General features: G+C 63.2%; 7 protein-coding genes. 2 read left to right on the forward strand and 5 right to left on the reverse strand.

Annotated features, from left to right (window positions below; genetic code table 11):
• From SM191_RS17285 to SM191_RS17295, 3 genes are all read right to left on the reverse strand, one after another.
• On the reverse strand, positions 1-17,950 hold a 17,950-nt coding region (locus SM191_RS17285; protein ID WP_341507270.1), incomplete at its 3' end, for a YDG domain-containing protein.
• Positions 17,951-18,215: 265 nt separating this feature from the next.
• Entirely contained in the window at positions 18,216-18,983 is a 768-nt protein-coding gene (locus tag SM191_RS17290) for a SapC family protein (RefSeq protein WP_341507271.1), read from the reverse strand.
• A 37-nt stretch (positions 18,984-19,020) separates the two neighbouring features.
• Positions 19,021-20,496: a ShlB/FhaC/HecB family hemolysin secretion/activation protein gene (locus SM191_RS17295; protein WP_341507272.1), complete on the reverse strand. Its 1,476-nt coding sequence runs from the start codon at positions 20,494-20,496 to the stop codon at positions 19,021-19,023.
• A 1,406-nt stretch (positions 20,497-21,902) separates the two neighbouring features.
• Between SM191_RS17295 and SM191_RS17300 the strand changes: the two genes are divergently transcribed.
• The gene (locus SM191_RS17300; RefSeq protein ID WP_341507273.1) at positions 21,903-22,652 is read left to right on the forward strand and encodes a response regulator transcription factor; all 750 of its coding nucleotides are present in this window, start codon (positions 21,903-21,905) and stop codon (positions 22,650-22,652) included.
• A gap of 8 nt (positions 22,653-22,660) precedes the next feature.
• On the opposite strand, the gene SM191_RS17305 is transcribed toward SM191_RS17300, so the two are convergent.
• A complete protein-coding gene (locus SM191_RS17305) occupies positions 22,661-23,095 on the reverse strand; it encodes a response regulator (protein WP_341507274.1) in 435 nt (144 codons plus the stop codon).
• A 129-nt stretch (positions 23,096-23,224) separates the two neighbouring features.
• Here SM191_RS17305 and SM191_RS17310 point away from each other — a divergent pair, with 129 nt between their 5' ends.
• Positions 23,225-23,431, forward strand: a complete 207-nt coding sequence (locus SM191_RS17310; protein WP_307001719.1) for a hypothetical protein — start codon at positions 23,225-23,227, stop codon at positions 23,429-23,431.
• Between the two features lie 3 nt (positions 23,432-23,434).
• Here the strand turns inward: SM191_RS17310 and SM191_RS17315 are convergent, their stop codons facing one another.
• Entirely contained in the window at positions 23,435-24,541 is a 1,107-nt protein-coding gene (locus tag SM191_RS17315; protein WP_341507275.1) for a sensor histidine kinase, read from the reverse strand.
• Positions 24,542-24,901: the final 360 nt, after the last annotated feature.

The raw sequence follows: 24,901 nt of genomic DNA on the forward strand, positions 1-24,901 counted from the left end.
CCGCACCGACGTTACGATCGACGAAGGTGAACAGCCCGCTGCCCCCCACCGTCACGTCATCGCTGCCCAGCACACCGGTCAGCCCGGTGATCCGCCCGACCGCCGCGATCGTGCCGTCATAGGTCTTGTCGTCGACCAGCGCTGCGGCCCGCAGCGTCCGTGCGGTGATCGTCCCGCTGACCGGGTTGTCGATGCTGACCGCATAATTGCCGCCGCCATTGCCGTCGGCAATGCTCCACGTCGCCACCTGCAGCCCGCGCGTCCCGACGTCCTTGCCGTCGAACGCCTGCGTCGCGATCACGGCGTCGCCCGTGACCAGCCCGCTGGCCCGCACCTGCCCGCTCGACGCCAGCGTGCCGTCATAGACTTTGCTGTCCCCGACAGCGGTCAGCACCAGCGCCTTGCGCGTCACCGTCCCGGTGCCCGAGGCCACGTCGGCCAGCACGTAATTGGCCGCATCCGACCCGCCCAGCGTCGCACCCGTCACCGTCACCACCTTGCCGGTACCCGCATTGCGGTCGGCAAAGGCCAGCGTCCCGCCGGTCAGCGTCACCTGGTCGCCCAGGACGACGTTCTGCAACGCGCCGAACGTACCAGTCGCCGCCGTCGTGCCGTCATACTCACGCGTATCGACTGCAACCCCGGTGGTCAGCACGCGCTGGGTGATCGCACCGACAGCGGTGTCGCCGATGGTCACGGTGTAGTTGTTTCCACCGTTACCGTCCGACACAACCCAGCTGCCGTCGACCACGTGGAGGACACGGGCTCCGGCATTCTTGCTGTCGAACAGTTGCGACGCCGTCACGCTGTCACCCGCCACCAGGCCGACCGCGCGGATCGCCCCGTTCGATACGAGCGTGCCGTCATAGGTCTTGCGATCGGTGCTGGCATTCAGGACCAGCGACGCCTTGGAGATGGTCGCGGTACCGTCACCCAGCGGCGACAATTCATAGTTGCGCGCGTCGCTGCCAGTCAGCGTCGCACCGCTCACCGTCACCGTCTTGTTCGCGCCCGCGTTACGATCCGCGAAGGCCAAGACACCGGTAACTCCCAGCGTTTCGCCTGCCACGACATTGGTCAACGTTCCGAACGAGCCGGTGGCGGCGGTCGTGCCGTCATACACCTTGTCGTCCGCATGCACCGCGCTAGTTACCACACGCCGCGCGATCGTCCCGGCGGTATTGACGGTCGTGACGGCGTAATCGCCGCCGCCATTGCCATCGCTTACCGTCCAGTCATGGACCACCAGCGTGCGCGTGCCCGCGTCCTTCCCGTCGAAGCGCTGCGACGCGACCGCGGTGTCGCCAGTGACCAGTCCGTCGATCACAACCCGCGCTGTGGAAAGGTTGGTGCCGTCGTACGTCTTGCTGTCGGTAGCTGCGGTCAGCGTCAGGGCCTTGCGTGCGACGTCGGCCAGGCCCTGTGCCGTGCCGGTGTCGAGGACATAATTGCCCAGAGCATTGCCCGCCAGCGCATAGCCCGACAGGGTCACGACCTTCGAGGTGCCCGCATGGCGATCCGCGAAGACGCCGCTTACACCGGCATCGTCGAAGGTCACGCCGTCGGCCGACATCAGGGTCCGCGTATCGGCGTCCGTCGCCTGGACCGCCAGCGTGCCGAGCCCGGCATGCGTCAGGGTGACGGTACCGTCATACACCTTGGAGCCGGTACCGGTGGCGGACAGGATGATCCGCCGCGCGGTGATCTCACCGACCGCCGCAGAGGCATGGTCCTGATCCAAGACGTAATTGGCCGCGTCCGTGCCGCCCAGCGTCATGCCGGTTACGGTCACCAGCTTGCTGGTGCCGGCGTTCTTGTCGGCATAGGTCGCGGTCGCCGAGGTAACGTCGACACGGTCGCCCGCGATCACGCCAGTCAGATTGGCCCCTGCCAGGGCGGCCGTGGTCGTGCCGTCATAGACCTTGCTGACCGTGCCAACCAGCGCGCCGCTCAGACGCTTCCGATCGATCGTCCCCGCTGCATCGACCTTGACGATGGTGTAGTTGCCGCCGCCATTGCCGTCAGTCAGCGTGTACCCGTCCTGCACGCGCAGGGTGCGCGATCCGGCGTTCTTGGTATCGAACGCCTGCTTCATGCCGATGATCGTATCGCCGACGACCAGGCCCGCAGCGGTCACCGTGCCGGTCGAAGCCGTGGTACCGTCATAGGTACGGGTATCGCTCGCCGCGGTCAGCGTCAGCGTGGCGCGGCCAATATCGGCGGTGCCCGACGCGACCGTCCCAAGCGTGTAGTTACCCGCATCCTGCCCCGAAAGCGTCGCCCCGGTCGCGGTTACCGTCTTGCCGGTACCAGCGTTGCGATCGGCGAAGGCGAGCACCGCCTGGCTGCTATCGACGGTCACGACGTCGCCCGTAATCACGCCATCAAGGCCGTCTACGGTCCCCGTCGCCGTGGTGGTGCCGTCGTAGATCTTGTTCGCGACCGTTACCGCAGCGCCGATCGTCCGCTTGTCGATCACGCCCTGCGCGGGTTGATCGAGCGACACGACGTAGTTGCCACCATTGTTACCGTCGACCACGCGCCAGTTGCCGTCGACCTGCAGGTCGTGGGTTCCGGCGGTCGCGGCGGCGAACGACTGGGTCGCGATGACATCGTCCCCGGCCACCAGGCCGGTCGCGGTCACTCGCCCGGCCGAGGCGGTCGTGCGATCGTAAGTCTTGCGATCCGCAACCGCACTCAAGGTCAGTGCCTTGGCCAAAATCGTGCCGGTGCCACTGGCGAGCGACGCGATCGTGTAATTGTGCGCCGCATCCCCCGTCAGGGTGATACCCGACGCGAAGACGGTCTTGTTCACCCCGGCATTGCGATCGGCGAAGATCAGCGTCGCGGCGCTGCCGTCTACCGACACCACGTCACCCGTGATCAGCCCGTTAAAGCCGGTGAAGGTGCCGGAAGCCGCAGTGGTGCCGTCATAGGTCTTGGAATTGACGGTGAAGTCCGCCGTCAACGCCTTGCGGTCGATGATCCCGGCGGTCGTCGCGCCGCGGCTGACGAGATAGTTGTTCCCGCCATTGCCATCGTTGATCGTCCAGCTGGACACCTGGAGCGTGCGGGCACCCGCATCCTTGGCATCGAACGCCTGCGTCGCGGTCAGCGTATCGCCCGCGATCAGCCCCGAATAGCTGACGGTGCCCGCCGAATCCAGGGTGCCGTCGTAGGTCTTTCGATCGCTACCCGCCGTCAGCACCAGGCTCGCACGATTGATCGTGGCCTTGTCCCTGGTCACCGTGATCGGATCGAGGGTGTAATTGCTGGCGGCCGTGCCTTCCAGGCGGGCATTGGTGACGGTCACGGCCTTGTCGACGCCCGCGTTGCGATCCGCAAAAGCGAGATCCGCCGTTACGGTGAGGGCATCGCCCGCCACCATATTGGCAATGGTACCGAAGGTGCCGGTCGCGACGGCGCTGCCGTCATATGTCTTGTCGTTCGCGCTCACCGAACTGGTGACGGTGCGCCGATCGATCGTTCCAACCGCGTCAACCTTGACCACGGCGTAATTGCCGCCGTCATTGCCATCCGCGATCGACCATTCCCCGACCTTCAGCGTGCGGGCGCCCGCGTTCTTGGAGTCGAACACCTGCGTCGCGGTCAGCGTGTCGCCAGTAATCAATCCGCTGAAGCCGACCGTTCCCGTCGATGCCGTCGTCCCGTCATAGACCTTCGTATCGGCCGCAGCCGTCAGCGTCAGCGTCTGGCGCGCAACGTCCACCACGCCCTGTACGGGTGCGGCGACAAGCACATAATTGCCCGACGCATTGTTGACGAGCGCGAAGCCGGCCAGCGCAGCGCTCTTGCCCGTACCGGCGTTGCGGTCGGCCAATGCGCCGTTGACGCTGCTCGCATCCAGCGAAACACCGTCACTCCGAAGTAGAGCCGATGTCACGGCATCCCCATCGGCCAGCGTGAAGGTCATGGAGCCCAGCTGCGATGCGGTAAGGTTGGTTGTGCCGTCATACGTCTTCGCACCACGACCGCCAGCCGTCACCGCGACCTGCCGCGCGACGATCTCGCCGACATTGGCGGCGGCATGGTCACTGTCGAGCAGATAGTTGGCCGCGTCGGCGCCCTGCAGCGTCATGCCACCGACGGTTATCAGCTTGTTCGTCCCGACGTTGCGATCCGAATACTCGGCACTTGCCGCCGCTACGGTGACGGTGTCGCCCGCGATCACACCCGACAGGTTGGCGGGGAGGATCGTCGCGGTGGTGGTCCCGTCATAGACCTTGGAAACGGTGCCGGTCAGGCTGCTGCTGATCGTCTTCTGCGCGATCGAGCCCGCCGCATCTACCTTGACGACATTGTAGTTCCCGCCGTCATTGCCGTCGCTCAGCGTCCAATCGGACACCAAGAGCGTCCGGTTACCCGCATTCTTGCTATCGAACGCCTGGGTCGCGGTGGCGGTATCGCCACTGACCAATCCGGCGATGGTCACCGTGCCAGCCGAGGTCCGCAGCCCATCATAGGTCTTGGTATCGGTGGCAGCGGTCAGCGTCAGGGTCGCCTTGGCGATATCCGCCAGACCCTGCACGCTGGCATTGACCAGCGCGTAATTGCCCGATGCGTTGTTCGTCAGCGCATAGCCGGTCAGCGTCACGCCCTTACCGGTGCTGGCATTGCGATCCGCGAAGGCACCGCTGACGGCGGCCAGGTCGATCGCTACGCCATCGCTCGTCAGCAGCGACTGCGTCGTCGTGTCGCCGTCCGCGAGCACGAAGCTGAGCGTACCCAGCTGCGAAGCGGACAGTATTGCGGTGCCGTCATAGGTCTTGGCACCGCGACCGCCGACACCCACCGCGATCTGCCGCGCGGTGATCGTGCCGATACTGGCCGATGTATGGTTCTGGTCGAGCTGATAGTTGAGCGCATCCGCACCCGTCAGCGACATGCCGCTGACCGTCACCAGCTTGCCGGTACCGGCGTTGCGATCGGCGTAATCGGCACTGGTTGCCGCCACGGTGACGGTATCGCCCGCAATCACGCCCGACAGATTGGCGGGCAGGATCGTCGCGGTGGTGGTGCCGTCATAGACCTTGGACACGGTGCCGGTCAGGCTGCTGCTGATCGTCTTCTGCGCGATCAAGCCTGCCGCATTCACCTTGACGACATTGTAGTTTCCGCCGTCATTGCCGTCGCTCAGCGTCCAATCGGAGACCAGCAGCGTCCGACTGCCGGCATTCTTGCTGTCGAACGCCTGGTTCGCGGTCGCGGTATCGCCGCCGACCAATCCGGCGATGGTGACCGTAACGTTCGATTTGACAAGACCATCATAGGTCTTGGTGTCGGTGGCCGCGGTCAGCGTCAGGGTCGCCTTGGCGATGTCCGCCAGCCCCTGCACACTGGCATTGGCGAGTGCGTAATTGCCCGACGCATTGTTCGTCAGCGCATAGCCGGTCAGCGTCACGCCCTTACCGGTGCTGGCATTGCGATCGGCGAAGGCACCGCTGACGGCGGCCAGGTCGATCGCCACGCCATCGCTCGTCAGCAGCGACTGCGTCGTCGTGTCGCCGTCCGCGAGCACGAAGCTTAGCGTACCCAACTGCGAAGCGGACAGTATTGCGGTGCCGTCATAGGTCTTGGCACCGCGACCGCCGACACCCACCGCGATCTGCCGCGCGGTGATCGTGCCGATATTGGCCGATGTATGGTCCTGATCGAGCTGATAGTTGAGCGCGTCTGCCCCCGTCAGCGACATGCCGGTGACCGTCACCAGCTTGTTCGTACCGGCGTTGCGATCGGCGTAATCGGCACTGGTCGCTGCCACGGTAACGGTGTCGCCCGCGATCACACCCGACAGGTTGGCGGGCAGGATCGTCGCGGTGGTGGTGCCGTCATAGACCTTGGAGACGGTGCCGGTCAGGCTGCTGCTGATCGTCTTCTGCGCGATCGAGCCCGCCGCGTTCACCTTGACGACATTGTAGTTCCCGCCGTCATTGCCGTCGCTGACGGTCCAGCTATCGGCGCTCAGCGTGCGACTGCCCGCATTCTTGCTGTCGAACGCCTGGGTCGCGGTGGCGGTGTCGCCGCCGACCAAGCCGGCGATGGTGACCGTTCCGGCCGAGTTACGCAGACCGTCATAGGTCTTGGTGTCGGTGGCGGCGGTCAGCGTCAGGGTCGCCTTAGTGATATTGGCGGTACCGCTGCCCACGGAGCCGAGCGTGTAATTGCCCGCATCGGCACCGCCCAGGGTGGCGCCGGTGACCGTCACCGCCTTGCCGTTGCCCGCGTTGCGATCGAGGAAGGCCAGCACGCCGCTCGCGGCGTCGACCGTTACCACATCGCCCGAGACGATACCGGTCAGGCCCGTGAAGGTGCCGGATGCGGTCGTCGTGCCGTCATACACCTTGTCATTGATCGTCACCGCCGCATTGATGACCCGCCGGTCGATCGTGCCGTTTGCCGGGTTTCCGAGCGTGACGATGTAGTTCCGACCGCCATTACCGTCGCTGACGGAATATTGACCGACCTGCAATCGATGCGCACCCGCCGTGCGCCCGGCGAATACCTGGTTCGCGATGACCGCATCGCCGCCGACGAGGCCCGCCACCTGCACCACGCCGCCCGATGCGGTGGTGCCATCATAGATCTTGCTGTCGCTGACCGCCGTCAGCGTCAGGGCCTTGGCATTGACCCTACCGGTGCCATTGGCCACCCCGTCAAGGATGTAATTGGCCGCGTCCGCACCGCCCAGCGTCGCGCCCGTCACCGTCACCGCCTTGCCCGATCCGGCGTTGCGATCCGCGAAAGCCAGCGTTCCGCCGTTCACGGTCACCACTTCGCCCGTGACGAGATTCTGCAGCGCACCGAACGTGCCGGTCGCCGCCGTCGTGCCGTCATAATCGCGCGTGTCGACGGTCACCGCCGTGGTGACGACCCGCTTGTCGATCCGACCAGCCGCATCCGCCAAGGTGACCAGATAGTTGCCGCCGCCATTGCCGTCGCTGACGGAATATCCGCCATCCACGATCAGTCGGCGCACCCCGGCATCCTTGGCGTCGAAATGCTGCGTGGCGCTGAAGGTGTCACCCGTGGCAAGACCGGTCGCGACGACCGCACCTGCGGACGCGGTGGTGCCGTCATAGGTCTTGGCATCGGTGCCGGCGGTCAGCACAAGCGACGCCTTGCTGATCGCGGCCGTGCCGTCCGCAACCGCGGCGAGCGCATAATTGCGTGCATCGGTGCCGGTCAGCGTCGCGCCGGACACCGTCACCGCCTTTCCGGTACCGACATTGCGATCCGCGAAGGTCAAGGTGCCCGTGGCGTCGGCGGTTTCACCCGAGACGAGGTTCTGAAGCGCACCGAATGTGCCCGTCGCCGACGTCGTGCCGTCATAGACCTTGTCATTGGCGTTCACGATGGTCGTGACGATACGCTTGGCGATCGCACCTGCAGCCGTGTTGGTCGCGACGACGTAATTGGCGCCGCCATTGCCATCTCTGACGGTGTAGCCGGAAACGAACAGGCTGCGCGTGCCGGCGTCCTTGCTGTCGAAAGCCTGGGTGGCCGTCACCGTATCGCCCGCGACCAGGCCCGAGAATTGTACGATCGCCGACGAGTTGACGGTACCGTCATAGACCCTGCTGTCGGTCGCGGCATTGAGCGTCAGTGCCTTGCGGGCCACGTCGACCACGCCCTGCGCGGTGGAACCCGCCAGGACATAGTTGTTGGCCGTGTTGTTGACGAGCGTGAAGCCGGTCAGCGTGGCGACCTTGCCGGTTCCGGCATTGCGATCGGTCAGCGTGCCGTGCAGCCCGGAGGCATCGAAGCCGACGCCATCGGCCAGCATCAGCGCCTGCGTATCCGCCGCCGCTGCGGTCAGCGCCAGCGTGCCGATATCGGCATGGGCGAGCGTGGTCGTCCCGTCATAGGTCTTGCCGCCGACGCCGGTGGTCGCCGCGTCGATCACGCGCGCGGTGATCGTACCGACATTGCCCGACGCATCGGTGCTGGCCAGAACGTAATTGCCGCCATCGGCCCCGCCCAGCGCCATGCCGGATATGGTCACCAGCTTGTTGATGCCAGTGTTCTTGTCGGCATAGCGAGCGCTGGCCGACGATACGGTCACGGCATCGCCCGCGATCACGCCCTGCAACGACGCGCCCGACAGGATCGCGTCCGCCGTCCCGTCATAGACCTTGCTGATCGGGTTGGTAAGCTGGCCGGAGATCGTCTTCTTGCCGATGGTGCCAGCCGCATCATGGGTCACGACGACATAGTTGTTGCCGTTGTTGCCGTCGTTGATCGTCCAGGTCGCGACCTGGAGCGCACGGCTGCCCGCATTCTTGGTGTCGAACGCCTGCGTCCCCGTCGCGGTATCGACTCCCATCAAGCCGGCCACCGTGACGACGCCGGTCGAGCGCGTGTTGCCGTCATACGTCTTGGTGTCGGTGACCGCATTGAGCGTCAGCGTCGCGGGGGTGATGTTCGCCGCGCCGTTGCCGATCGCCGCGAGCAGATAGTTGCCCGCATCCGCTCCCGTCAGGGCATAGCCCGCCGCGGTCACGGCCTTTCCGTTGCCAGCATGGCGATCGAGGAACGCCAGCGTTGCGGCACTGGTATCGAGCGACAGATCGTCACCGGCAACCTTGTTGGTCAGCGTGGAGAAGCTGCCCGTCGCGGTCGTCGTCCCATCATAGACCTTGTCGTTCGCGGTCAGGCTGGTGGACACGAGCCTCTGGCCGATCGTACCCGCTGCCGCCGCGCCCTTGGTCACCACATAATTCAAACCACCATTGCCATCGGTGATGACATAGCCGTCGTTCACCTGGAGCGTGCGATTGCCCGCATTCCGGCTGTCGAACGACTGGCTCGCCGCGACGCTGTCGCCCGAAACCAGCCCGCTGGCCAGAACCGCGCCGCCGGACAGGACGGTCCCGTCATAGGTCTTGGCATCGGCGACGGCCGTCAGCGTCAACGTCTTCGCGGTTATGGTGCCGATCGCGCCCGATGCGGTCGAAGCGGCGGTATAGTTGGCAGCGTCGCTGCCGAGTAGCGTCAAGGCGGTGACATTGACCGTCTTCCCGGTACCCGCATTGCGGTCGGCGAAGGTGCCGGACAGACCGTTGGCGACCGTCACGGTATCGCCCGCCAGAATGCCCGTCAAAGCAACGTTGCTCGACGCCACTGAAATCAGGGCCGTGCCGTCATAGGTCTTGCTGACCGAACCCACTAGGTCGGCGGTCAGCGCACGCGGGGTGATCGTGCCGACATTGCCCGACACGGTGTTGGCAACCGTATAATTCCCGGCATCCGCACCCGTCAGCGACAGACCAGTGGCGGTCACCAGCTTGTTGGAGGCGGCGTTCTTGTCCGAATAGCGGCCAGCGGTCGGGCCGACCAACGTGACGACCTCGCTCCCGATCACGCCGGTCAGCGTGTAATTGGCCGCCAGAAGCGCGGCGGCATCGGTCGCGTCATATTCCTTGCTGACCGTGCCCGTCAGGCCGGCGGTCAGCAGCTTGGGCGTGATGGTGCCGATCGCGCCCGTCGCGGAGAAGTTGTTCAGCACATAACCGAACACCTTGGTCGACCCATCGCGCACCACGACCGCCAGATCGTCCGCCAGGATCGTCTTGCCGGTTCCCGCATTCTTGGTATCGAACGAAGCCGTCGAATAGACGGTGGCGTGTTCGCTACCGCTCAGGCCCGTCACGGTGAAGTTGGACTGCGCCAGATTGGCATCGGTCGTGCCGTCATAATCGCGGCTGTAGCTGCCGGTCAGCGCGACGGTCACGCTGGGCGAGGTCGTATAGAGAACGCCGTTACCGGTCGCGAGCGCGGGCGTGGTCGCGCCGTACACCGCGCCATATTGACGGAACCCATAGCCCAGTCCCCCGAGCGAGTCCGACGTTGAATTTTGCGACCACAATAGCCAGCGACCGTTCGGCGTTGACAGCGCTGCCGAGCCGGCACCGTTGACGACCTTCGTGCTCGTGATCAGGTTCAACGGTGTGCCGCTGCCCGAAGCACGGACCGATCCGGTGCCGCCGAAGCTGAGGTCGCCACCGGCACGGATCGTGCCCGTCGTGGTCGTGACCGCGCCGTTGATCCCCAGCGCCCCCTGCGTCACGAGCGAGAGATCGCCCGTCACCGCCATTGCGCCCAGCCCGGTGATGGCGTTGGACGCCCGCATCAGGGCCAGCGAACCGGCGGCGCCGGTCAGCGCGGAAGTCGCCACATCGACCGACTGGGTGACGGCACCGGCCGCATTCAGCGTGAGGCCGCCCGATGCGGTCAAGCCATCACTGCCCCCGATCGCGATCGTCCCGCCGGACAGCAGCGTCAGCAGGCTGGCATAGGTCTTCGCGTTCGCCGTCGTATTGAAGGCCAAGGAAGCGGCATCGGACGATCCGAACGTCACCGAACCATAGTTGGCGCGATAGGCATTGGCGGCGATCAGCGCGGGCAGGATGTTGCCATCCACCACGAACGCGCCCCCGGCCTGGGGCCGCAGGATCAGCGCCCCGGTCGTGTTGAGCAGGGCGGGCGAGCCGCTACCGTTGTTGAGCGCCAGGGCATTGGCGATCAGGGTCAGCGCCCCGCTGCCGCCGCCACCGATCTTCGCGCCGTTGTTCGGCCCCTGATAGATGCCGACCGTCGTGCCGCCAGCTACGCGACCGTCCAGCGTGACGGCCCCCGAGCCCGTGGTGTTGATCAGGGGTGCGGAGGTTGATCCCTGATCCAGATAGATGCCGTAGTTGCTGGCCCCCGATCCGTTGCCGCCGGTACCGGTGATCGTGGTCGCCCCGCTCGACGGGGAGGTTACCGACGACGACGCGATATAGACGCCGACGCTGCCCGAGGTCCCGCCCCCGGCCTGTCCGCCGATCGTGACCTTGCCCGACTGGCTCGATCCCGTGAAGCCGACCGTCGCACTCTTCAACACCACGCCCGCCAGATTGCCCGAGCCGGTGACACTGGCATTGCCCGAACCGCCGATCAGCACGTTGCCGCCGCTCGCGGTGACGGTCGCGTTCTCGATATGAACCGCGTCCGAATTGGCGCTCTGCGCGGTCGTGCCATAGACGGTCAGGCCGCCGGTTCCCGCCGTCACGTTAGCGCCGTTCACGTTCACGCCGCTGCCCTGACCCGATCCGGTCGCCGAGCTATAGCCATACAGACGGATCGCGCCCGTGCCGGTGGTGGACAGCGTACCGCTGGTCAGGTTGATGCCCGTGGTGGTCGACGCGCCACGCAGCTCGATGTCGCCACCGCCCGCGTTCAGCAGGTTCGGGTTCGACAGCGAAATCTGCGTGCCCGTCTTCTGCAACTCGGTCGCGAAGGCCGTGTAGTTGGCGCTCGACAGGCTCGGATCGAGGACGGTCGAGGTCGCGGCGGAGCCGCCGCGCAACAGGATGGTGCCGCCGCGCGTGCTGATCGCGCCGGTCACCGCGACGACGCCCGACGCGGCATCGTGCGCACGACTGACCAGCGTCACATTGAGCGGCCCCGCGCCCGAGCCAGCGCCGATGGCATTGGCCACCGAGACATTGCCGTCCGACTTGATCGTCAGGGTCGAGGTGCCCGCCGCATTGGCCAGCTTGGTGATCGCCGCCGGGGTCAGATCCGACACTGACGCCAGCGTCATATTGCCGGTCGCCCAATTGATCGCGCCGGTGGTGATCGTCGTGCCCGCGTTGAGCGACAGATCACCCGTATTCGTCGCCGCGGGCTGCGTGATCGTGCCGGTGGTGATGGCCTTGAGCGCGGTGACCGACAGCGCCGATTTGGAAGTGATCGCAGCGAGCGTGACGTTACCGTCGTCGGACGCCGATAGCCCGCCGGTCATATTGGTCACGCCGCCCAACGCCAGGTCGCCGGAAGTGACCCATTGTCCGGAAACCGTTAACGCCCCGTCGAAGCTGGCGGTGTTGCCGTTTCCTCCGATCCGGACGCCATCGCCGCTGGACGTGATGCTGTTCGCATAAGTACCAGTCTGGTTGATCTGGCCGTACAGCAGGAGAGCTTTGTTCGACGTGATGTTCATCGAACCCGCGACGTTATAGGTGACGTTGGATTTGCGACCACCCCCCGCATAATTGTCGACGCCCCAGGTCGCCGCGCTATCCGCCGTGGCGGTCATGGCGAAGCCACCCGCCCCTGCATTGATCGTCACCGGCGTGTTGGAGACATTGGAGCCAAAAAGGATCGCCGACGCGCTATAGTCGCCACTGACTGCCGACGCGCCGCCGGTGCCGTTCAGCGTGACCGAATTGGACCCGGTGATATTGACCGCGCCGGTACCATCCAGAAGGATGCCGTTCTTGCTCGTCAGGCTGCCGGAGGTCTTCGAGATGCCCTCGATCGAGACGTCCTTGCCGGAGATCGTCAGCGCAGTGCTACCGTTTTTCCAAACACCGAGATTACCGGTCGACGTTCCCGACATGACGACGGAGCCATCGGTCGAAATATTGGATGCGCTCGACTGATCGAAAGCGATCCCGACCGCATTGTTCGCCTTGCCGGTCAAGCTGATGGTGCCGGTGCCGCTTTGCAGGGTCGCGCCTGCGACGTTGATGCCGCGCGACGTACCGGCAGACGCGTCCCCTGTAATGCCGATCGCGGCATTGCCGCTCGTCAGGATGGACGAACCAGCCGCCAGATTAACGGCCTGCGTCGCGCCCGACGTCTGCGCACGAAGCGTGATTGTGCCACCATTGGAACTACCACGCCGGCTATCCAGCACGCCATTGGCATTTAGTACGATACCGGTCGTCGACCCGCTGCCCGAACTGTCACCCCCCCCGATCAGGATGGCGCCGCCCTGAGTGGTGATGCCAGGCGTGATCGTGACCACGCCTGTCGCCGCGCCACCGGATCGCGCTGCGATCGTCACGTCCATCTTGTTCGCACCGGCCTCGGTGCTGATGGCGTTACTGAGATTGATGCTGCCCTTTGAAAGCAGGGTCAGCGACGAATCCGCCAGCGACGTGCTCTTGCGCGTGATGGCGGCAGGCGTCAGGTCGACCCCCGAATCCAGCGTCAACGCGGTCGATCCGTTCAGCGTGATCGCACCCGTGGTCAGCGCGCCCGCCGCCTTGATATTGCTGGCATCGGCCGTCTTCAGGGCGATCACGCCCGTCGCCACGGTCCCGCTCGTGGAGGTGATCGAAACCAGACCGCTGGTACCGGTCTGGCTGATGGCCTGAGCCGACACCGCGGTACCGCCCTGGACGGTCAACGCGCCGCCGGACGTGATGGCCGCATCGGCCGTGGCGGTCGTCGACGCCCTGATCGACAGATCCTTGGTGGTCGAAATCGTGGACAGCGTCTCTACGCTGCCCGTTGCCGACTGGATGGTCAGCGCATCGGCATTGGTACCGGCATAGCTGCCAACGATGATGTTACCGCTGCTGGTGCTGATCGTACTCGCACCCCCGCCATTCTGGGCGATGGAGCCGCGATAGAAGATAACCTTGTTACCGGTGATATTGACCGCGCCCGCCGAGGTGATCGACAGGGCGGGTGCCGCCGACGCGCCTCCGGGCGGGAAGCTGTCGAAACTGAACACTGCGTTGCTGTCCGCCCCGGTGCCGTCGATCACGACGCCCCCGGCCCCGGCGGTCAGCGCCATATTCGCCACGGTGCTGCTGTTCCCGAACGCGATCGCGGTCCTGCTGCTGCCGCCCTTGTCGGTCGCACCACCGGTACCGGTGATCGACAATTTGTTGGCGGCGGTGATGGCGACCGAGTTCGTGTTCGAGAACAAAACGCCGCTGGTGCTATTGGCGCCGCCCGTCGACACGCCCGTCAGCGAGACGTTCTTGCCGGAAAGGATGGTACCCGTCGCCGTCGTGTCGACCCGAATACCGACATATTGGCTCGCCGTGCCCGTGAGCGACAGGTCGCCACTGGTGGTGATCGATGTTCTGGACCCACCCGTGATGCGAATACCCGATCCGTCGCGCGATCCACTGCTATTCGCCGTACTGCCGGTGAGCGAGATATTGCCCTGGCCGGCCACCAAGGTGGAGCTATTCATCACAAGGCCGATATAGCTGCCGACGGCCTGGCCGGTGACGGCGATGGTGCCGGTACCGCTGGTTTGTACGCCGCCCTGCATGGAAACGCCGTTGGTGGAATTGCTATCGGTGTTGATGCCCCGGATCAGGATGTTGCCACCGCTGGCGTCGATCGCCGAACCACTATCCAGGGTGACCGCCACACCCGACGAAGAGGCCGCCCCACCGCTCTTGTCGCTGGCCGATCCGCCGTACAGATTGACGTCGCCGCCCCGGCTCGTGATCGCCGCATTGACGGTGATCGCGCCCGACACCGCATCGGTGGCACGGCTGTTCAGGTTAACGTTGAACTTGCCGGCGCCGGATTCCGCCGTGATGGCGGAATTGACGTTGATGTCACCGCCTGACTTGATCGTCAGCGTGGAAGCACCCGTTGCCGATGCCTTCTTGGTGATCGTGCCGAAGGTGGTGGACGTTCCGCTCAACAGCGTATCGCCCGACGTCGCGAGCGTCACGTTGCCGACACTGGCACTGCCAGCCGCCGCTGCGATCGTCACCGCACCGCCGTTCGAGACGAAATTGCCCAGCCCGACGGCACCGGAGGCACTGCGGATTTCGGTCGTGCTGCCTGCGGTGATAGTACCGTTGTTAAAAGCGATCGTCTTGTCCGCATTGGCGCCCGCGTTAATCGACAGCGCGCCGCCCGACGTGATGGTGGACCCGCTGGTCACATAACCCAGCAGCGACGCCGCGCCCGTGTCGCCCGTCGCCCTGATCGTCAGATCGCCGCCGGACTGGATGATCAGATTCGTGTTCTGATTGGTCCGCCCGAACAGAATCGCGGCGTTGGGTCGCGTGCTGTCGAACGAGGATTTGCCGCCATTGGCGGTCATGGTGATCGAGCCGCCGGTCTGGATCACATGGCTGCTCGAAGCACCGCCACTGCCACCCAAGCCGACGATCGCGATGCCTTCGACCGCGCTGTTCCCCGTCGCGCTACCGGTCAGGTTCAAATTGCCGGTGTTGGACTTGATCGAGATCGCACTATCGGAGTTGAGCATCAACCCGGTATCGGCACCCGTCGCGCTACCGCTCAGGTTGATCGCCCCGGAGTCGGTCGCGACCGACGTGCTACCGGCGAGCAGCACGCCGACGCCTCCAAAGGCACCGCCCGCGCTGCTGCCGTTGATGGTGATCGCGCCAGCCGTCGTCGATAGGTTGCCGAAGATATAGGCGCCGTAATTGGCATTGCCGACCGCCTTGATGCCGATCACGCCGCTGCCGCTGGTCTTCAGGATGGCGTCGCCACCGATGCGCACCGCCGCCGTGCCCGCCGCGCCTATCGCGGTGTTCGTCTGCTCGCCCGCCAAGCCGATATTGCCACCGCCGGCGTCGAGCACCGCGCTCACGATCCTGATACCGAAATTGTCGCCGTTTGCTTTGGCCGTTCCCGCCGATGCGGGATCCGCCGCGTTCGGCATCGCCGAACCACCCCATGCAGCAATGTCTCCGCCGAGGGTCGTGATGCTGTTGGCGATGGTGATCGAACCCAACGCCCCGTCGTTCGCCCGGCTGTTCAGACCGACGTTGAGCTTGCCCGCCCCCGCCGAAGCACTGATCGCACCGTTCACAACGATGTTGGCGTTGGACCTCAGTGTAAGGGTCGAATCCGCCCCGCTGGCCTTGGTGATTGCGGCACTGGTAGTCAGCGCATTGGCGCTGGTAAAGGTCATCGCGCCGGTGCCGTTCTGCGTCACCGCCCCGAAGCTGAGCGAAGCGGGACTCGTGACGGTGATCGCCCCCACGCTGTTCAACGCACCTAACGAGACGTTGCCGGACGTGGTGGAGACGCTGACCGCCCCCGACGGGCCATTGGTGGCCAGCGCGTTCGACAACGCGATCGCCTTGTCACCCGTCAAGGTGAGTGCCCCGGCGCTGCTGATCGCCGCCGTGGAGGTGCTGGACAGCGCCGTACCCGATGCCGACGCCGCCCGACCATCGAGCGTCAGCCCGCCGGTCCCCGCCGTGATGGTGCCCGCGCTGCCACCGAACTGAATACCATAGGTCGTGCCGCTGGTCGCCGTCGCCGTACCGCTCAGGCTGACCGCGCCCGCCCCGCTCGTGACGATCGACGCGCCGCTTACCACGCTGATACCGGCAGAGGCACCCGTGGTCCGTCCGATCAACGTGATGTTACCGCCAGCGGCATTGATGGCGGCACTGCCGATCGAGATGCCCGCCCCGCCACTGTTGTTGATCGCCGAGCCCGTACCGGTGGTGCCGCCCCCGGCGAGCAGGTTACCGCCGTTGAGGCTGATATTGCCGTTCAGCACGATGCTGCCCTGCGCGCTGTCGCTGGCGTCCTTGAAGCGGCTGTTCAGCGTCAGATTCAGCTTGCCGGTGCTGCTGCCGCTCGCCGAAACGGTGCCGTTCAGCACGATGTTGCGGTTGGCCAGCAACTGAAGCGTCGCGTCCGCCGCGCCGCTGGTCTTGGCGATGTTCGTACCGCTGGCCAGGGTGATGTCACCATTGCCCGCAAAGGCGCTGTCGGTCGAAATCGTGACGCTCGTGCCCGCATTCAACGCGCTGTTGATCGCGGCCACATCCGCCGTCGAACTCGCGCCGCTGGGCGTGAAGGTCAGCGGGGACGTGCCCGCGAAATTGCCGTTGGTGGTGCCGCTGGCGATCGTGATGTCGGACGGATCGAGCAGCCACTTGCCCGCCGCGCCCTGCACGCCCAGGGCATTCACGCCGCCCAGCGCCTGCAGAACGCCCTTGGACGAGGTTTCGACCCGTCCGCCGTTCACCGCACCCTGCGCTTCGACATGGCCGAGGAAATTGGTATAGGCGTCGGACCACAGCACCGCCGTACCGCCATTGCCGACGCTGCCCGAAACGTCGATCTTCGCGCTATCGGCCATCACCACCGCATCGGCGTTGGCGATCGCATGATCGGCCACCGCCAGCGAACGATCCGCGCCGCCCTGCCAGTCGCCACCGACCAGCACCGTGCCGCCGCTGGTGCCGCTCGCATCGATTAGTGCCTTGTCGCCGAGCAGGACGTTCTTCGCGGTCACTTCGACCGCACCGCCCGAACCATCGGCCCCGCGCGCGCGGAGCGTACCCGTCAGATGCGCCTCGCCGCCTTCTGCCGTCAGGAAGATGCGCCCGTCGCGCGCGGAGACGCCCTGCGCGTTGATGACGCCACCGGTGTTGCCCGCCAGTGCATAGACGTTGCCGCCCTGGGCGCGCAGTTCCGCCTCCGCGGCACGGATCGCGCCGACATTGGTCGCCGAGGTTCCGTCGCCACCGACCACCACCGAGAATCGGCCATTCTCCAGGCCACGGTCGCGCAACAGCACCTGATAACCGGCGAGCAGCCCGACCGTGCCGTTCGCTGCCGCCAGCGTGCCTTCGTTCACCACCTTGGCGGCCACCAGTGCGACATCGCCGCCCGCCGCGCCGATCCGACCATAGTTGATGATCGCGGCTTCGCTGGCACCCGACAGCGTCAGGCTGCCGCCCGCCAGGAAGCGCTCGTTGCTCAGATCCTGCGTCGAGGCGACGAACGAGCCGCCGACATCGACCCGCCCTTCCCGCCCGAACACGATGCCGTTACGGTTGATGAGATAGACCGACCCGGTCGCGCTCAACAGGCCGTCGATGCTGCTCGCGGAGGTGCCGGTGACGCGGTTGAGCGTCGCACCGGTCGCATTCTCGATCCGTACGCTACCCCCAGCGCCGATCGAGAAATCCTTCCAGTCGATGATCGCCTTGTCGGTCGCCTGGTGGATCGTCAGCCCCATGCCGGATCGCTGGATCGACGCGTCGCCGACCACCACCTGGCCGCCGGTCGGCAGCGTTTGCGCACGAACCGGCGTCACACCGGGCATCAATCCGCATAGCGAGAGACCAAAGATCGGCAAGCGAGTGAACAACGAACCCTGGCTGCGAATGGCAAAGCTCTTCATGAGACGACCCTGTTTCAAAACACGTTCAGCAAGCAGCAATGCCCAATTCGACTAAGTATCAGTGGCGAATAAACAATTGCAGCCTTTAACAGGAATCTTTTGCCACATCAGAAGTTAATAAGCCTTAACAAACTACAATTAGACTTTTATTGTATAATTCATTCACGCGACGTTACTTTTAGTTACAAATAAAAAATGGCGGCCGAAGTCTTGCGACCTCGACCGCCGAGCAGGGGCAATAAGCGGCTGTCACAACCGCATCGCGTTAATCCGCGTAGGTCGGCTCCGTCGCAGGCTCAGCCGGGGCCAGCGCTTCGCGGCGCGCGATCAGGGCGTCCCAGCGCGCCAGCGAAAAGAGGTGTGCATGGATTGCGATCAGGGCCCCGCTCCGCGCCAGCCGCAGGAGAAGCTCGTCGGACAGTTCGCCAAGCTTCTTTTCGTCCACACCATAATAATCGGCGATATGCTCGCTCTCGCCGCCACGCACGAACAGCGTGTTCTTCACCTCGAACAGGTCGGCTTCCTTCAGCAAGTCGACAAAGGCTTCGGTGCGCTTGCGCTCACGCTCGAATTCTTCAAGGAATGCAATGGCGTTCTTGGTAAAGCCGGTCGGCTCGCCATCCTCGAACAGCGGCTCCCCGTCACCCTCGGACACCAGTCCCTTGGCGTCGCGATCGACACAGACCACGAACTGCTCTTCGCCGGCGCCCGCCAGCGTGAACGGATAGCGGCGCAGATAGGCTGGGGCATAGCAACCGGCCTCGAACGTGCCATCGCGCACGAACAGATTCTGTCCTTCGGCCAGACCCATCACCGCTAGCGGGGTCTTTTCCGGGCCGGCGAAGATCACCGGATAATGCGCCATCGCCTGCATGAATTCACCCACCAGCAGCGGGACGAGATGCACCTGAGTCGCATGATCGAAGCTCGCACCCTCGGGACGGTAGCGAAGATCCGCATGCACGGCGGAGTGCAGCGCTTCGGGACGCGAATAGAGGAATTGCGTACCTTCGAGCGGAATATTGTCGGTCATGCTTGGTTCCTTGGCTTCATCATGATGTGTAGAAGTTTTAGAATGAGAGAGAGGCACGCGCCTGGACCCGCGGTGAGCCGGCCCGGCTGCGCAGGCCGTTGGTCAAGGCCCAGCCACCATCGACGCCCAGCGTGAATGCGCGCCCCATGCGATAGTCGCCCCCCAAACCAGCGGAGACGAGCGTCGACGACTGATGGGTGATACGGTCGAGACCATAGGCCAGGTCGAAGAACACGCGCGGCGCCAGCACGTCGCCATTCGGACCGCCCTTCGCAAACAGCGAGGTGACGGGCAGATTCAGATCGTTACGCAACACGAAACCGGTATCGAAGGCGCCGTCGTCGGTGGTGTAACCGCGCGCCAGCCCGTCGCCGCCCAGGCCGATCTGCGTGGACAAGGGCAACGCCGACTTGGCATATTGCAGCATCGCGCTCTGGGTAAGCGACAGATCGCGCGTCAATCGCTGGACATGGCGGAGGTCGAACGTGACATAGCCGAAGCGGCTATTGCGCGTGCGCCCATTGGTGATCGCGGCAAGCTCCGCCGCCGATCCGCCCGGACTGACATGGACCGCGATGTTCGCGGAGCCCTGCCCCCCATTCCCGAACCAATCCCGCGACCAGCCCACCATATATTGCCGGATATCGGCGGAAACATCGAGCGCGGTCAGCGGGCCGAAAAGCACGGTTCGATGCTGGCGCTTCAATTCGATGCCGAACAGCATGTCGCCGAACCCTGCGGGCAGCCCGGCGTTCGACAAGGCCGAACGATAGGCCAGCGTCAGTTCGGTCGTCCGCTGACGAACGGTAAAGAGCGCATTGGGATGCTGATTGGTCAGCGAGTCGCTGAAGGTCAGTTCGACATTCTCCCGCGCGAAGGTCGGGATCGCGACGCGCGCGCCTTGCGCGACATAACGCGGACGCTTCGGTGCGAAGAAACGGCCCTCATCGATCAGCAAGTCGCGGCTACCCGTCAGCTGATAGGAGATATAGGCGCCTGGCAATAGGCGGATGTCTGCGACCGCGCCGACGAACAGTCGCGCCAAACCGGTGCTTTGCGACCCGGTGTTCGAAGAGCCGGCATAAAGGCGAAACTGCCGAGGCTCCTCGACGACCACGGTCAGGTCGGTCCGCCCCGCCGCGTCGGCTGGGGCGAAACGCGCCGAGGTGTCGCGGACCGGCAGACGATTGAGCCAAGCCAGATCTTCCGAAAGGGCGCGACTGTTGATCGGTTCGCCTGGCGCGACGCGAAGCGCCCGCCCTATCCGCTCCGCCTCCGCGGTCGATACGCCCGTCACCTTCAGCGACCCGAGCCGAAACTCGGTGACCCGGATTTGCAGAACGCCGCCGGTGATCTCCTGTTCAGGCGTGGAGAGCGATATGAAGGGGCGCCCCGTTGCGCGCGCCAGCCGCGCGATCTCGGCCTCGATCTCCGCGATCCGGCGCCGCGTCAGCGGCTGACCAAGGAAGCGTCGCAGGACTCGGCGCGCACCGTCATTGTTCAGTATCGCCACGCGTCCGGCGTCAACACCGTCCGCAACCCCCGCCGCCTCAACGGGCCGCTCACCATCGCCAACCAGCACGATCGCGCGAAGCGTGGCTCCAAGCGGCGTATCGTCTTGCTGTGCAGGAACAGCGTCCGGGACCACCAGTCCGGGATTTGGTGCGGCAGGCGCCGGTGGCAGATTCCGCTCGACCGCCGTCTGCGCCAAGGCCTGTTGTCCGCCGCATATCAACAGCGCGGGCAGCCATCGGGCAAATCTCTTGCAATGCATCTATCAGTCTTCCGCTCTATTCGGCATGGAACAATATTCGATCCAGCAGAAATATGAGCGCGCATTGCGCCTAGCATCTTTAATAACAAGTTATCATTTAAATTTAGTAGCAGTATGATACATATTGAAACAATTACAAATTGAAGGAATTCAGAAATTTACTTCGCAATCAAAACCACCCCACCATCTGCGTAACACGAGTTGCATCCCGACTGACACCACCCCCTATCCTTGACATTTACCTAATCTGCATTTTTCAGACGCCTCAAACCTTCAGAAAGGATATGGGGCAAGAGGGAACGAAGTATATCCAGAACCATCCGCGTGGGCGACGGCCAAAAATTTACTTCAAAGGTGCTATACTGCCGATCTTACGAGATTGGCATTCTACGCTGGACCGCAGCCAGTCAAATCAAGCCGACAGACAATGCCTCAGTAAAATCTCAACGGCGGCCTACGCGACGAGTGGCCATACACAAACCGGCAGACGTCGGATGCACAGAGCACCGACGAACCGGGCGGCAACGCTCAGTCGAAAGAAATGTCAGATCAGCATTCCAGCACTACATCCCGCCTACCAAGGTCACGCCCCCTAAGGGTCTGTCGATCGCGCTCGGAGCGAGGACGGCTCGTGTCGCAAGTTCGGAACTCCAGGGTCGGAAAATCCCGCACGTCACACAATTAATCACGACTGTATTTTGATTAATCTATATCATCGGCGATCACCGCCCTTGTATCGGTCGACATTCAGTCAATGCCACAATCCATATCAATACAAGATCGATTCAGTCCATAGGATTCGATGCTATATTTACTCACAATAGTATAATTGTTCCATTACACGCACGTGCATAGTTGAAATATGAGCACAATGTGCCGTTAATTATCGATACATTTCATTGTATTTATTATTGTTACATTTTGTATTGTCCACTTTCCCGATGTATCCGAATTAATGATAATATATCCAACCCTGCCGCATTGGAGGAAGCAGTCAAAGCAATCACATCCTCTCCGATCCTGCCGCATCGCGGCACCGTATAAGCTTTGGTGAGCCTTCCGTCGCCTAGGCGTACGTATAGCCCACATCGCCTGCACAGCCATCGCATTCGGCCGAAACCTAAACGCTTTGGTGGTACCCTGATATGGCACTGCAAAACAACAATTTTCGTATCGTAATCATTGAAGATGACGAAGAGATGCGCTCGATGCTCGAGCGGTACCTGCGCATGGTCGGGATGGAAACCGAATCCTATCCCGATACGGCTAATCTCGATTCGTTGATTTTGGAGGCCAAGCAGCCTCAGATCATGGTGCTCGACGTCAATCTTCCCGGCGAAAACGGCTTTGTTGCAGCCGCGCGACTCCGCGCGCGATCGTCGGCAGGGATCATCATGCTCACGGGGCGCTCGGGTCGCGACGATCGGCTACTCGGCCTGTCCATGGGCGTCGACCATTATCTGTCCAAACCTGTCGACATGCCCGAGCTGGAAAGCGTTATTCGGAATCTGGCACGCAGGTTACGGGGCGATACACAAGGTGGACAGCCCGAGGACGGCGGCTCGGCCACGTCGCAACCGCACTGGACGCTCGACCTCGCGAGCTGGACGCTCACCGCCCCCAATGGCAACGCCATCGAGTTGACCTCGGCGGAATATCTGATGCTGCTGCCCCTGCTCGAACAGCCCGGCCGCCCCAATTCACGGGACATCATCAATGCCCGCCTGGGCAAGCCGAGGCTCGGTGTCGACAATCGCAGTCTCGATGTGCTGATCTCGCGCATTCGTCGTAAGATCGAACAGGGCACCGGCACCCCCCTGCCCCTTCGATCCGCACGCGGCACCGGCTATGTCTTCACCGGCACAGCACAGGTCATCGGCAACGTCTCGCCATGAACCGCCGGCTATCTATCAGCCATCGACGCTTTCCGGGCGTCATGATCAAGATCGCGCCACCTCGTCGCCAGCATCCGCACATCCCGGGCCAAACTCAGCGGATCGAAAGGCTTTACCAGCACACCCGCCGCGCCGCGCATCATCAATTGCCGCACCTGGTCGCTCTGGGTACGTGCCGTAAAGAAGATGATGGGTATCACATCGCCCAACAGCGCACGCAAACGGTCGAACGTTTCCGGCCCGTCAAGATCGGGCATCGTGACGTCGAGCAACACCACATCGGGTCGCCACGCCCCATCCCTCACCATCGCAATCGCATCGGCGCCGGAAAGAACCGCACGCACGGCAAATGCTCGGTCGAGGTTCAAAGATCGCACGACGACACTTACCAAATCCGGCTCGTCATCAACGTACAACAGATTAAGGGCGTTACTAACGTTCATCCACCCCCGATTCCCCGCATGACGCGATCATTCCATTGAGATGGAAAATCCGCGAATCTCTGCCCCCTCCACGCTCATCCGGATTTTATGGCACGATTTCCGGTAACGAACAATGGAAGCTGACGACTTATGCCTGAAACCCGTGCTGGCAAAATGTGCCACAAGATGCGCACTCAACTTGGTATCATTATTGGCTTGGTGGAAATCATCAATCTGCATGATGCTGGCATTAGTCCGCAATCACGTGAAGATTTGCAACGCATCCGGACCGCCGCCAAAACGATACTTGACCTAGTGGAGCAAGCAGAACAACAGATATTCGTTAAATTTGTGTAAATGTTATTCCACCGCGGCGATTTCCACGTGGAAGATCGCGCCCCCCTCCGGATTGGGCGTGAACCATAATTTTCCTCCGAGGCGTTCGATAATATCACGACTGATCGCCAGCCCCAACCCAACGCCGCCTTTCTTGCGGCGAGGCTGGGTGTCGACCTGAACGAACTTATCGAAGATGATTTTCTGGAATTGTTCGGGAACGCCAATGCCATGATCGATCACGGCGACGTGATGAGACGTAGGCCCGGTGGTCAGCACCACCCGGATCCGGCCTTCCTCCGGCGAGAATTTGATCGCGTTCGAAAGCAGGTTGATCATGACCTGAGACAATCGATCACGATCAATATACGCGAAGTCAGGTCCGCCATCATCTTCCAATATCACGCTGATGCCGCGACTTGACGCGAGTGGCACGAGTTCATCGATGGAACTGCGGACGATCGCACGCAGTGATTGTCGTTCCAACAAGAAATCGAGCCTGTCGATCGCGATCCGTTCGACATCCAGAAGATTGTCGATCAGTCGAATCAACCGATGAGTACTATTGAGCGCCACTTGTACGATCTGCGCCGTATCATCGCTGATCTCGCCGGTTGCCCCGGCAGCAATCAACCCGAGTGCGCCGGCGATCGACGCCAATGGCGTATGGAGCTCGTGGCTGACATTCGCGACAAAGTCGGCTTTCAGTCGATCAAACTCCATTTCGGCCGAAAGCGGCGCGGCGTCGACGAACCAATACTCCCGCCCCTCGACATCGAGCGGATAGAAAATGGCCCTGATCACTCCGGCCTGATCATCCTCCCCCCGCAAGCGAAGACGGTAAACACGTCGCGATTTTCGCCCCGCATGGCGACAACGCAAATCGCGCGCGATCGCCTCGATATCGCCGCCAAAAATCGCATCAAGCGGTCGCCCCATCAAAGCATCGCTCTGGATCCTGCGACCGTCGACAAGGCAGTGGCTAACCATCGCAACACGCAAGTCGGCATCAAGCAGCAGATAAAGGCCGGCGTGACTATCAAGCAGCGCGTCATAGATCGCCATAGCCAAAAGCGCGTCATCTCGAAACCCCGCCGGATCGGCCGCCAATTTGGTCCAATGGTTGCTCACCTGTCCCCCAATCGACATCTGTAACCAAAATGGAGTAAATTCCGGTGTTTCTCAACCTTTTTTAATTCGATCGAAAACAATCCGCATGACTGGTTCGGGACATGGGCCTTGGGATTGGATTTTGGAGACAAAGGCTGTTGTTGGCTGTAACGGTCTCTCTCTCTTGGCGTGGATAGGAACTCCCCATGTCACCGCGTCATGCTATCGCATGAGATCTACTGGACAGAACTTTTTCAGTATAATCAGATATTTCCATCACCCCTAGGGTTCAAACCCAATCAGCATCTTGAGTGATGACAGGTTTCCTGATTCACTGGGGTGTGGATCATGAGAGGTGAGGCATGGCGCTGTTCTGGTTGT

It is taken from the genome of Sphingomonas sp. 2378, assembly GCF_038084995.1.
Classification (GTDB): domain Bacteria; phylum Pseudomonadota; class Alphaproteobacteria; order Sphingomonadales; family Sphingomonadaceae; genus Sphingomonas.

Bases quoted from the DNA above. Each gene is read 5' to 3' on its own strand.
- SM191_RS17290 (WP_341507271.1), bottom strand. From the start codon at position 18,983: ATGACCGACAATATTCCGCTCGAAGGTACGCAATTCCTCTATTCGCGT.
- SM191_RS17300 (WP_341507273.1), top strand. From the start codon at position 21,903: ATGGCACTGCAAAACAACAATTTTCGTATCGTAATCATTGAAGATGAC.
- SM191_RS17305 (WP_341507274.1), bottom strand. From the start codon at position 23,095: ATGAACGTTAGTAACGCCCTTAATCTGTTGTACGTTGATGACGAGCCG.
- SM191_RS17310 (WP_307001719.1), top strand. From the start codon at position 23,225: ATGCCTGAAACCCGTGCTGGCAAAATGTGCCACAAGATGCGCACTCAA.